Source organism: Modestobacter sp. SYSU DS0875, from assembly GCF_054050915.1.
Window position 1 is genome coordinate 32,637 of record NZ_JBJHAH010000031.1, and the last position, 12,062, is coordinate 44,698.

Genomic DNA, 12,062 nt, shown 5'->3' on the forward strand with positions numbered 1-12,062 from the left:
GCTGGGCCGGTGACCTCCCCGACCGACTTCTCCCGCGTCCCCGACCGTGTGCCTGACCGTGTCATCGTCGCCGGCCTCGGCGTCTCCGGTGCGGCCGCCGCCCGGGTGCTGCTGGCCCGCGGCGCGGACGTCGCGCTGACCGACGCGGCCGAGCCCGCCGTGGTGGCGGAACTGGTCGCCGCCGGCGCCCGCTGGCTGGGGCCGCTGACCGAGCCGCCCGAGGACGTCGACCTGGTGGTCACCTCCCCGGGATGGCGCCCGGACAACCCGCTGCTGCTCGCCGCCGCGGCCCGCGGGCTGGAGGTCGTGGGGGAGCCGGAACTGGCCTGGCGGCTGCGGCTGCCCGGCCCCGACGGTGAGCCGGCGCCCTGGTACGCGGTGACCGGCACCAACGGCAAGACGACCACCGTCACGATGCTGGAGGCGGTGCTGCAGGCCGGCGGGCGGCGCGCGGTCGCCGCCGGCAACGTCGGGCGGCCGCTGGTCGAGGTGGTCACCGCCACCGACGCCGACGGCGCCCCGGCCTACGACGCACTGGCGGTGGAGCTGTCCAGCTTCCAGCTGCACTGGTCGTCCTCGATCGCACCGGCCGGGGCCTGTGTGCTCAACGTCGCCGACGACCACGTCGACTGGCACGGCTCGCCCGAGGCCTACCGCGACGCGAAGGCCCGGCTGCTGCTGCACGCCCCGGTCGCGGTCGCCGACGCGGGCGACCCGGTCGCCTCGGCCCTGGTCTCCCGGCACCGGCGTCCGGTCACGGTCACCCTCGACGAGCCCGCCCGCGGCCAGCTCGGCGTCCGCTCCGGCGCGCTGGTCGACCGCGCCTTCGCCACCGCGCCCGCCGGTGAGGTGCTCGCCGGGCTGGACACCCTGCAGGTCCGCGGCCCGCACAACACGGTGAACGCGCTGGCCGCGGCCGCGCTGGCCCGGGTGGCCGGCATCGCACCGGCCGACATCGCCCGGGGCCTGGCCGGTTTCCGCGGTGGCGCCCACCGGACCGTGCTGGTCGGCACCGTCGACGGCGTGGACTTCGTCGATGACAGCAAGGCCACCAACCCGCACGCCGCCGCCGCCTCGCTGGCCGCCTACCCGCGGGTGGTCTGGATCGCCGGGGGGCTGCTCAAGGGCGCCGACGTCGACCCGCTGGTCGCCGCGGTCGCCCCGCGGCTGGCCGGGGTGGTGCTGCTGGGCCGGGACCGGGAGCAGTTCGCCCGGTCTCTCGCGCGACACGCCCCGGCGGTCCCGCGCACCGTGGTCCCCAGCGGCGACGATGGGGCGGTGGTGACCGATGGGGGCCGTGTGACGTACGGCGACGAGGTGATGCGTCAGGTGGTGGCGGCCGCGGCGCGGCTGGCCGGCCCCGGCGACACGGTGCTGCTCGCCCCGGCCGCCGCCTCGATGGACGTGTTCACCGACTACGCGCACCGGGGCCGCGCCTTCGCCGACGCGGTCCGTGCGCTGGGCTGAGGCAGCCGACCGTGAGCAGCCGATGACCGCGACCACCCGCGAGCGCGGCCCGCGCGCCGACCCCACCGGTGACCGGCGCCCCGGCGACCGGACCCAGGGCGACCGGCCGGCCGGCGGGGTCCGCTGGCGGCTGCGCGGCCCGGCCTGGCTCGAGGGGCCGATGACCAGTTCGCACCTGGTCCTCGGCTCGGCCGGCATGCTGCTGGCCATCGGCCTGGTCATGGTGTTCTCCGCCTCCGCGATCGAGGCAGCCACCTCCGGCCAGCCCGCCTGGCTGCCCGGCGTCCGGCAGCTGGTCTTCGCCCTGATCGGCCTGGCCGGGATGCTCGTCGCGATGCGGTTGCCCGTCGGGCGCATCCGGCAGTGGTCCGGCCGCGGCATGCTGCTGGGCTTCTTCCTGCTGCTGATCGTGCTGATCCCCGGCATCGGCCTGGAGCTCAACGGGTCCCGGGCCTGGATCGACCTCAAGGTCACCAACTTCCAGCCCTCGGAGCTGGCCAAGCTGGTCTTCGCGCTCTGGGGCGCCCACGTCATCGCCGTGCGCGAGCGCTACCTGACCACGCGCTCGCTGCTGGTGCCGGTCATCCCGGTCTTCCTGCTGATGTGCCTGCTGCTGCTCGCCGAGCCGGACATGGGCGCGGTGGTCAGCCTCGGGCTGGTCGTCGCCGGGCTGATGTGGGCTGGTGGTCTGTCCCGGCGCTACATCGCCGGCGCCGTCGGGGTGGTCGCCGCGCTGGTCGCGGTGATGGTCGCCGTGGCGCCGTACCGGATGGCCCGGGTCACCTCGTTCCTCGACCCGTTCGCCGACCCGCTGGGCGACGGCATGCAGGCGATCCGCGGCTTCTACGCGCTGGCCACCGGCGGCGTGTGGGGCGTCGGGCTGGGCAACAGCGCGATGAAGTGGAACCTGCTGCCGCACGCGGAGTCCGACTACATCTTCGCCATCATCGGGGAGGAGCTGGGCTTCCTCGGCTGCCTGGTGGTGATCGGCCTCTACGGCCTGCTCGCCTACGCCGGCTTCCGGATCGCCCGCCGCAGCACCGACCGGTTCGTCCAGCTGGCCAGCGTCGCGATCACCTTCTGGCTGGTCGGGCAGGCCACGATGAACATGGGCTACGTCGTCGGTCTGCTGCCGGTCACCGGTGTCACGCTCCCGCTCATCTCCGCCGGCGGCACCTCGCTGGTGCTCACGCTCTTCGTCATCGGGCTGCTCGCCCGCTTCGCCCGGTCCGAGCCGGCCGCGATCGCCCACCAGCGGGCCAGCCGCCGCGGCTGGGCGGCCCGGCTGCTGCTCCCGATCCCGGCTGCCCCGGTCGACCCGCCGCCGTCCCGCCGGCGCCGGGCTGCCCGCCGGGGTCCCGGCCCCAAGCCGGCGGCCGACGCCGATCGGCGGCGCCAGGGCCGCACGGTGACCCGGGTGCCGGGGCTGCGCACCCAGGAGCAGGAGGCCGTGCGGGCCGCCCCCCCGGGGCCGCGCGGCGCTGCCCCGCCGCCGTGGGCCGGCGCCCCGGACGCGCGCCCGAACGTGGTCCAGCGGCAGACTGGGCGGGGCCGGCAGCCCGCCGGTGACCGCCCGACCGACCGCGGCCGCACCCCGGCCGTGCCCGCTCCCATCGACCCCCGCGACCGCCGTGCCGCGGGGGCGGCTCCCGGGGCGCGGGGCCGGTCGGTCCCGCGGTCCCGCCCGAGAACGGAACGGCCAGGACGCCCGCAGTGACCCAGCCCCACCCCGCCCCCGGCCCCGCCGGGGTGCCCTCCGGCGTCCACGTGGTGCTCGCCGGTGGCGGCACCGGCGGCCACATCGAGCCGATGCTCGCCCTCGCCGACGCGCTGACCCGGCGCACCTCCGCACCCGGTGGCGCCCCGCGGGTCACCTGCCTGGGCACCGCCCGCGGCATGGAGACCCGGCTGGTCCCGGCCCGCGGCTACGACCTGCGCCTCATCCCGCCGGTGCCGCTGCCCCGCAAGCCGACCGTCGACCTCCTCCGCGTGCCCGGACGGGTGCGCCGCGCCGTCGGGGATACCCGCGCGCTGCTGACCGGCCTCGGCGCCGACGTCGTCGTCGGGTTCGGCGGGTACGTCGCGCTGCCCGCCTACCTGGGCGCCCGGCGGGCGGGCATCCCGGTGGTGGTGCACGAGCAGAACGCGCTGCCCGGCCTGGCCAACCGGGTCGGGGCCCGGCTCGCCGCCCGGGTCGCGGTCACCGTCCCCGGCACGCCGTTGCGCGGGGGGGAGCACGTCGGGATGCCGCTGCGCACCTCGATCAGCGGGCTGGACCGGACGGCGCGGCGCGCCGAGGCGCGGGCCACCTTCGGCCTGGACGCCGACCGCCCCACCCTGCTGGTCTTCGGCGGGTCCCAGGGGGCGGCCTCGCTCAACCGGGCCGCGGTGTCCGCCGCCGACGCGCTCACCGCCGCGGGTGTGCAGGTGCTGCACGCGCGGGGGCCGAAGAACACCGACGTGGCGGTGCCCGCCCGGCCGGCCGGTGCCGCGCCCTACGTCGTCGTCGACTACCTGGACCGGATGGACCTCGCCTACGCCGCGGCCGACCTGGCGCTGTGCCGGTCGGGCGCGGTGACCGTCGCCGAGCTGTCCGCGGTCGGGCTGCCCGCGGCGTTCGTGCCGCTGCCGATCGGCAACGGCGAGCAGCGGCTGAACGCGCTGCCGGTGGTCGAGGCCGGCGGTGCGCTGCTGGTGGCCGATGCGGACCTGACGCCGGAGTGGATCGCCGCGGAGCTGGTGCCGTTGCTCACCGACCCGGCGCGGCTGTCCGCGCTGGCCGGGCACGCCGCCGCGGCGGGAGCCAGGGACGCGGACGAGAGACTGGCCGACATGGTGCTGGCGGTGGTGGAGCGATGAGCGCTGCGATGACGACGGGTGAGCGAGCATCGCAGGGAGCGCCAGCGACCGAGGAGCGGAACGAGTCCGGAGTGGAGCGATGAGCGCTGCGATGACGACGGGTGAGCGAGCATCGCAGGGAGCGCCAGCGACCGAGGAGCGGAACGAGTCCGGAGTGGAGCGATGAGCGCAGCGGACGTGGCCGGGTGGCGGGAGCCGATCCCGGCGCTGGACGACCTCGGGGCGGTGCACTTCATCGGCATCGGCGGTGCCGGCATGAGTGGGATCGCCCGGATCATGCTGGCCCGGGGCCTGCGGGTCTCCGGCAGCGACCGCCGTGACTCCCCGGCGCTGCGCGCGCTGGCGGCCCTGGGCGCCCGGGTCGAGGTCGGCCACGACGCGGCCCACCTCGGCGACGCGGCCACGGTCGTCGTCTCCACCGCCATCCGGGCCGAGAACCCCGAGCTGGTCGCCGCCCGCGAGCGGGGCCTGCGGGTCGTGCCCCGCGCGGTGGCGCTGGCCGCGGTGATGGCCGGCCGGCGGAGCGTCGCGGTCGCCGGCACGCACGGCAAGACGTCGACGACGTCGATGCTGACCGTGGCGGTGCAGGCCTGCGGCGTCGACGCCTCCTTCGCCATCGGCGGCACGCTCAACGAGTCCGGCTCCAACGCGCACGCGGGGGAGGGCGACGTGTTCGTCGCCGAGGCCGACGAGAGCGACCGCTCCTTCCTGCTGCTGGCCCCCCGCGCGGCGATCGTGACCAACGTCGAGGCCGACCACCTGGACAACTACGGCGACCTGGCAGCCGTCGAGGCCGCCTTCGACACCTTCGCGCACACCGTGCCCGCCGACGGGTTCCTGGTGCTCTGCGCCGACGACCCGGGCGCCGCCCGGCTCGCCGGGGTCGGGGCGCCCGCCCGGGTCCGCACCTACGGCCAGGGCGACGACGCGGACCTGCGCCTCACCGACGTTCGGGTCGGGCCCGACGGCACCCGCTACACCGCCGTCCTGGACGGCCGGGTGCTCGGGGAGGTGCACCTCCAGCTGCCGGGTGAGCACATGGCGCTCAACAGCGCGGCCGCGCTGCTGACCGGGCTCGAGCTGGGCCTGCCCGCCGCCGGGCTGATCGGCGGCCTGGGCCGGTTCGGCGGTGTGCACCGCCGGTTCGAGCTGAAGGGCACCGCGGCCGGCGTGCGGGTCTACGACGACTACGCCCACCACCCCACCGAGGTGGCGGCCCAGCTGCGCGCCGCCCGGGCGGTGACCGGGTCCGGCCGCCTGCTGGTGCTCTTCCAGCCGCACCTGTACAGCCGCACCGCGGAGTTCGCCGTCGGCTTCGGGACGGCGCTGGGGCTGGCCGACGAGGTGGTCGTGATGGACATCTACGGCGCCCGCGAGGACCCGGTGCCCGGGGTGACCGGTGCGCTGGTGGCCCAGGCGGTGCCCCTGCCGGCGGGTCGGGTGGCGTTCGAGCCGTCGTGGTCGGCGGCGGCGCCCGCGATGGCCGCCCGGGCCCGCCCCGGCGACCTGGTGGTCACCATGGGCGCCGGGGACGTCTCCATGGTCGGCCCGGAGATCCTGGCGGCGATCGCCGAGCCGGAGCCGGGGACCGAGGGGATCGCCGCGCCGGTGGCCCCCCGGTGAACCGCACGGGGTCGACCACGCGGGACCGGGCCCGGTCGGTCCGGCGCGGGGCGGCCCCGGGGCGGGGGGCGAGCTCGGTCACGCCGCTGCGCCCCCGGCGCCGGTCGCGCCGGACGGCCCGGCCCCGGCGCCGGCGCCGGCTGGTGGCCGCCGCAGCCGTGGCCGTGGGCCTGGTCGCCGCGGTCGCCTGGCTGCTCTTCGGCTCGCCGGTGCTGGCCGTGCAGGAGGTCCGCGTCGACGGTGCGGTCACCCTCTCGCCCGAGCAGGTCGTCGCCAGTGCCGGGATCGCCGAGGGCACCCCGCTGGTCCGGGTCGACACCGTCGGCGCCGCCGAGCGGGTCGGCCGGCTGCCGCCGGTCGCCTCGGTCGAGGTCACCCGCGGCTGGCCGGACACGGTGGTGGTCACCGTGGTCGAGCGGCGCCCGGTGGCGGTCGTCTCCGACGCCGGTCGCCGGCAGCTGATGGACGCCACCGGCGTCGTCTTCGACACCATCACCGGACCGGTGCCCGACGGCGTCGTCCCGCTCGACGTCCGCACCCCGGGCCCCGACGACGCCGCCACCACCGCCGCGCTGGGCGCGCTCACCGCGCTCCCGGGCGACGTGCGGGCCCAGGTCACCGCGGTCTCCGCGACCGGACCGGACGACGTCACCCTCACCCTGACCGACGGCCGGGCGGTGCTGTGGGGGAGCGCCGCCCGCACCGAACGCAAGGCCGAGGTGCTCGACGCGCTGCTGGACCAGATCGACGCGGGGACCCTCGACCCCGCCGGCACCCTCGACGTCAGCACGCCCGACGCCGTCGTGCTGCGCTGAGTCTGCGCGTCGCCGCCGGCGGGAGCTGGACGGAACGGGGTCCGGTCGTCCACCTGCGGGGGGACGCGCCGCCCGCAGCGACACGCCCGGGAGTGAAATTGTCCAGCGACTTCCTCAGCTCGGCGTTCCGATGGACGTCCGGGTCGTCTGCACCTGGACATGAGACGCCGTTGGCGCGGGTCGTAACGGCGAGTGAGGCAGATGTGACCGACGGGTCGACCGAGGTTCGTGAGGTGGTGCCCGTGGGACACGCCGAGCCCAGAGGGGTGCTTGCTGGGCCACTGGGGGGCACCTAACTTCGTCCCCAACGCCCGAGTTGACATAACTATAAGGCTCTACATGAGGATGAGGGTTCAGTTGGGGAGCGCGGCATGACACCTCCGCACAACTACCTTGCGGTCATCAAGGTCGTCGGCATCGGCGGCGGCGGGGTGAACGCGGTCAACAGGATGATCGAGGTCGGCCTCAAGGGGGTCGAGTTCATCGCCATCAACACCGATGCGCAGGCGCTGCTGATGAGCGACGCCGACGTCAAGCTCGACGTCGGCCGCGAGCTCACCCGCGGGCTCGGCGCGGGCGCCCAGCCCGACGTCGGCCGGCAGGCCGCCGAGGACCACCGCGAGGAGATCGAAGAGGTGCTCAAGGGCGCCGACATGGTCTTCGTGACGGCGGGCGAGGGCGGTGGCACGGGCACCGGGGGTGCCCCGGTCGTCGCCTCGATCGCCCGCAAGCTCGGTGCCCTGACCATCGGTGTGGTCACCCGCCCGTTCTCCTTCGAGGGGAAGCGGCGCGCGGTCCAGGCCGAGTCGGGGATCGAGGAGCTGCGCAACGAGTGCGACACGCTCATCGTCATCCCGAACGACCGGCTGCTGCAGCTGGGCGACCGGAACGTCAGCGTGATGGACGCCTTCCGCACCGCCGACCAGGTGCTGCTGTCCGGCGTCCAGGGGATCACCGACCTGATCACCACCCCCGGCCTGATCAACCTGGACTTCGCCGACGTCAAGTCGGTCATGTCGGGGGCCGGCTCGGCGCTGATGGGCATCGGCAGCGCGCGGGGCGACAACCGCGCACTGCTCGCCGCCGAGCAGGCGATCGCCAGCCCGCTGCTGGAGGCCTCGATGGAGGGCGCCCACGGCGTCCTGCTGTCGATCTCCGGTGGGTCGGACCTGGGCCTGTTCGAGATCAACGAGGCGGCGTCCCTGGTCAGTGACGCCGCGCACCCGGACGCCAACATCATCTTCGGGGCGGTCATCGACGACGCCCTCGGGGACGAGGTCCGGGTCACCGTGATCGCGGCGGGCTTCGACGGGGGGAAGCCGGGCAACCGCAAGGACGTCCCGGCGGCCACCGCCGCCCCGGCGTCGTCCCGGCCGGCCGTTCCGGCGCAGGCCGGTGAACGCACGGCCGGGCAGGTCTCCTCGCCCCCGGCGCAGGCGGTCCCCGTCCCCCCGGCCCAGGCCGCCCCTGCGCCGTCGGCCGCCGCGCCCAGGCCCGGCCAGCCGGGTGCCGCCCCGGCCGGTGGCGGGATCACCGTCCCGCCGCTGCCGCCGATGCAGGGCGCGACGGGCGGCAAGAGCCGCCCGCTGGCCACGGACGACTTCGAGGAGGAGCTCGACATCCCCGAGTTCCTCCGCAGCCAGTAGAGCAGTGAGCGACGGTCCGGCCGCCCGGCCGGCGGTGCGCACCCGACGGGTGGTCACCGACCGGCGGGGCGGCCGTTCCGCGCCGCCCTGGGACTCCTTCAACCTCGGCAGCCACGTCGGTGACGCCCCGACCGACGTCGCGGCCAACCGGCAGCGGCTGGCCGACGGCATCGGCGTGCCCGGGCGGCAGCTGGTCTGGATGACCCAGGTGCACGGCACCGGGGTCGCGATCGTCGAGGACGCCGAGGAGAACCCGGTGGCCGACGTCGACGCGCTCGTCACCGCCACGCCCGGCCTGGTGCTGTGCGTCCTGGTCGCCGACTGCGTGCCGGTGCTGCTGGCCGACCCGGTCGCCGGGGTGGTCGCTGCGGTGCACGCCGGGCGCGAGGGCGTCCGGCGGGGTGTGGTGCCGGCGGCGCTGGCCGCGATGACCCGCCTCGGTGCGCACCCGGCCGACGTCGAGGCGCTCCTCGGCCCGGCCGTCTGCGGGGCGGACTACGAGGTGCCGGCGGCGATGCAGGCCGAGGTGGCCCGGGTCGCACCGGCCAGTGCGGTGCGCACCCGCGCCGGCACCCCGGGGCTGGACCTGCGGGCCGGCATCGCCGGGGTGCTGCGTGACGCAGGCGTCGGCCAGGTCGTCCACGACCCCCGGTGCACGGTGGAGGACCGCACCCTCTTCTCCCACCGCCGCGAGGGCGTCACCGGTCGGCAGGCCGGGCTGGTCTGGCTGGACCCGTCGCTGGGGCAGGGGTGACCGACGCCGACCGGCTGGGCGCCAACCTCGGCGCGGTCCGGCGGCGGATCGACGACGCCGCCCGGGCCGCCGGGCGGGACCCGGCCGAGGTCCGGCTGCTCGCGGTGAGCAAGACCTGGCCGGCCGAGGACGTCCGGGCGCTCGCGGCCCTGGGGCAGCGCGACTTCGCCGAGAACCGGGTGCAGGAGCTGCTCGGCAAGGCCGGTGAGCTCGCCGACGACCCGGCGGTCCCGGCGCTGCGGTGGCACCTGGTCGGGCAGCTGCAGCGGAACAAGGCGGCGGCCGTGGCCCGGCTGGGGGCGACGGTCCACTCGGTCGACCGGGCGTCGCTGGTCCAGGCGCTGGCGCGGGCCGCCGAGCGGTCCGACCGGGTGCTCGACGTGCTGGTGCAGGTCGACCTGGGTGGCCCGGCGGGGGAGCTCGGCGCCCGCGGTGGGGCCGCCGTCCCCGAGGTGCCCGGGCTCGCCGACACGGTCGCCGCCGAGCCCGCGCTGCGCCTGCGTGGGTTGATGGCGGTGGCACCGCGCGGTGCCGATCCGGGCCCGGCGTTCGCCCGGCTGGCCGAGCTCGCCGTCCGCGTGCGCCATGACCATCCTGGTGCCACGGAGCTATCGGCAGGCATGAGCCAGGACCTGGAGGCGGCTGTGGCAGCTGGGGCCACCGTGGTGCGTGTCGGTACCGCGTTGTTCGGCGCTCGCCCCCTAGCCTCCGATCGGGGTGCTGCCGCGGGACCCGTGCGATCTCCCGAGTCACACCAGCCCCAGCCGCACCACCGCACCACCTGACGACACCGCACCACCCGACGACACCGCACCAGCCGAAGACATCACCGCACCAGCGCGCGAGTCGCCCAGCGCACGAGACCAGAGGGAGACGCCGGATGGCCGGAGCCATGAGGAGGATGGGGATCTACCTCGGCCTCGTCGAGGACGACGACACCCGCGGCGGGTACGACCGCTATGCCGCTCGGCAGTCGGACTACGACCGCGACGAGCGGCGCTACGACCGCTACGCCGCCCGCGATGAGGCCGGCTACGACACCGAGGCCCGGTTCGCCGACGACGCGTACCCGGCCGGGGAGTACGGCTACGAGTCGGAGTACGCCGACGACTACGCCGCCGAGGAGCCGTTCGAGCCGGCGGCCGAGGCTGCTCCCGAGCCCGCGGTCTCGCTGGGGCGTCGCCCGGCCGCCCGGCCGCTGAACCTCGCCGGGTCCACCGGCTCCACGAGCGCCTCCTCGCGGCTGGCCGGTGGCGCCGGCCTCACCTCGGCCGGGGCCCCGCTGGCCTCTGCCGGGTCGGGGCGCGGCGGCGGCATCTCGGCCGGTGGCGGCGGGGCCGCGGGCTCTGCCGGGCTGGCGATGCGCGAGCCGGTGGCCGCTCCGGTGCTGGCGCCCGCGCCCGAGCCCGCCCCGAAGCCGGACTCCTACCGGATCACCACCGTGCACCCGGCCTCCTACAACGAGGCGCGGACCATCGGTGAGAGGTTCCGCGACGGCATGCCGGTGATCATGAACCTCACCGACATGGACCACGCCGACGCGAAGCGACTGGTGGACTTCGCCATCGGCCTGACGTTCGGGCTGCACGGTAGTATCGAGCGGGTCACGGCCAAGGTGTTCCTGCTCAGCCCGCAGGACGTCGACGTGACCGCGGAGGACAAAGCCCGGATCCGTGAGGGCGGGTTCTTCAACCAGTCCTGACCAGTCGACCGCGTGACCCCCGGCCACGCGGTGCCCCGAACGAGCGAGGACCGTGCCACTTCTCCTGCAGATCGTCTCGTCGATCCTGCTCGTCTTCCTGATCCTGCTCTTCGCCCGGTTCGTCGTGGACTGGGTGATGGTGCTGGCCCGCAGCTGGCGTCCGCAGGGTGCGGTGGCCGCCGGGCTCGAGGTCGTCTACGCCGCCACCGACCCGCCGCTGAAGGCGGTGCGCAAGGTGATCCCCCCGCTGAACCTGGGGTCCATCCGGCTGGACCTCGGGTTTATGGTGCTGCTGATCGCGGTGATCGTGCTGCGCAGCGTGATCCAGAGCATGGCCTACTCCGCCGCATGACCCGATCCACCGAGCCGGGGAGGGGCGCGGGCCGCAGGCGGTCCGCCGCCGGTTCGCACCCGTCCTCGTTCCGCCCGTCCGACCTGAGGTGAGCCGTATGCCACTGACTCCCGCCGACGTGCACAACGTCGTCTTCAAGAAGCCGCCGATCGGCAAGCGTGGCTACGACGAGGACGAGGTCGACGCCTTCCTCGACGTCGTCGAGGCCGAGCTGGCCCGCCTGATCGAGGAGAACAACGACCTCCGCGCCTCCGGTGGCTCGGCCCGGTCGGAGGAACGCGTCGAGTCCGCACCGATGACCGTCACCGCGCCGCCGCCCCCGCCGCAGGCGGCCGCGCAGTCGCGGGAGGACGAGGCGATGCGGGCGTCCCGGATGCTCGCGCTGGCCACCGAGACCGCCGAACGGCACGTCAACGAGGCCAAGGCCCAGGCCGACCAGATGGTCGGCAGCGCCAAGAGCACCAGCGACCGCATGCTGACCGAGGCCCGCACCAAGAGCGAGCAGATGGTCGGCGAGGCCAAGCAGCGCGCCGACGCCATGCTCGGCGACGCCCGCACCCGGGCCGACACGATGGAGCGCGAGGCCCGCGCCAAGGCCACGGCCCTGCAGCAGGACGCGGAGCGCAAGCACGTCGAGGCGATGGGCTCGCTGGAGGAGAAGCGCGCGAGCCTGGAGCGCAAGGTCGACGAGCTGCGCACCTTCGAGCGCGAGTACCGGACCCGGCTGCGCTCCTACCTGGAGTCGCACCTGCGCGACCTGGACAGCCGCGGCTCGGCCGAGCCGTCGTCCAACAGCCGGCAGAACCAGCACGTCAACGCCTGACGAAGGACCACCCTCCCCCCC

Annotated in this window: 11 protein-coding genes; all 11 read left to right on the top strand. The window is 75.8% G+C overall.

What is annotated here, in order from left to right; all coding sequences use genetic code 11:
* Window positions 1-9: 9 nt before the first annotated feature.
* The 11 genes from murD (at window position 10) to wag31 (ending at window position 12,041) form a co-directional block, all read left to right on the top strand.
* Entirely contained in the window at window positions 10-1,467 is a 1,458-nt protein-coding gene (gene murD / locus ACI79Y_RS16350; protein WP_457159500.1) for a UDP-N-acetylmuramoyl-L-alanine--D-glutamate ligase, read from the top strand.
* Between the two features lie 22 nt (window positions 1,468-1,489).
* Window positions 1,490-3,184, top strand: a complete 1,695-nt coding sequence (ftsW, locus tag ACI79Y_RS16355) for a putative lipid II flippase FtsW (RefSeq protein ID WP_457159501.1) — start codon at window positions 1,490-1,492, stop codon at window positions 3,182-3,184.
* The gene (gene murG, locus ACI79Y_RS16360; protein WP_457159502.1) at window positions 3,181-4,326 is read left to right on the top strand and encodes an undecaprenyldiphospho-muramoylpentapeptide beta-N-acetylglucosaminyltransferase; all 1,146 of its coding nucleotides are present in this window, start codon (window positions 3,181-3,183) and stop codon (window positions 4,324-4,326) included. Before ftsW ends, murG begins: the two co-directional genes overlap by 4 nt.
* A 162-nt stretch (window positions 4,327-4,488) precedes the next feature.
* Window positions 4,489-5,949, top strand: a complete 1,461-nt coding sequence (gene murC, locus ACI79Y_RS16365; RefSeq protein WP_457159503.1) for a UDP-N-acetylmuramate--L-alanine ligase — start codon at window positions 4,489-4,491, stop codon at window positions 5,947-5,949.
* Window positions 5,950-6,092: 143 nt separating this feature from the next.
* Complete coding sequence (locus tag ACI79Y_RS16370; RefSeq protein ID WP_457159504.1) at window positions 6,093-6,764, top strand: cell division protein FtsQ/DivIB; 672 nt, start codon at window positions 6,093-6,095, stop codon at window positions 6,762-6,764.
* A gap of 371 nt (window positions 6,765-7,135) precedes the next feature.
* On the top strand, window positions 7,136-8,410 hold the full coding sequence (gene ftsZ, locus ACI79Y_RS16375; protein WP_457159505.1) for a cell division protein FtsZ: 1,275 nt from the start codon (window positions 7,136-7,138) through the stop codon (window positions 8,408-8,410).
* Window positions 8,411-8,414: 4 nt separating this feature from the next.
* Entirely contained in the window at window positions 8,415-9,164 is a 750-nt protein-coding gene (pgeF, locus tag ACI79Y_RS16380; protein WP_457159506.1) for a peptidoglycan editing factor PgeF, read from the top strand.
* Window positions 9,161-9,949, top strand: a complete 789-nt coding sequence (locus ACI79Y_RS16385; protein ID WP_457159507.1) for a YggS family pyridoxal phosphate-dependent enzyme — start codon at window positions 9,161-9,163, stop codon at window positions 9,947-9,949. The genes pgeF and ACI79Y_RS16385 overlap by 4 nt, the downstream gene beginning before the upstream one ends.
* A 95-nt stretch (window positions 9,950-10,044) precedes the next feature.
* On the top strand, window positions 10,045-10,866 hold the full coding sequence (locus ACI79Y_RS16390; RefSeq protein ID WP_457159508.1) for a cell division protein SepF: 822 nt from the start codon (window positions 10,045-10,047) through the stop codon (window positions 10,864-10,866).
* Window positions 10,867-10,918: 52 nt separating this feature from the next.
* Window positions 10,919-11,218, top strand: a complete 300-nt coding sequence (locus ACI79Y_RS16395) for a YggT family protein (RefSeq protein WP_457159509.1) — start codon at window positions 10,919-10,921, stop codon at window positions 11,216-11,218.
* Between the two features lie 97 nt (window positions 11,219-11,315).
* A complete protein-coding gene (gene wag31, locus ACI79Y_RS16400; protein WP_457159510.1) occupies window positions 11,316-12,041 on the top strand; it encodes a DivIVA-like cell division protein Wag31 in 726 nt (241 codons plus the stop codon).
* Window positions 12,042-12,062: the final 21 nt, after the last annotated feature.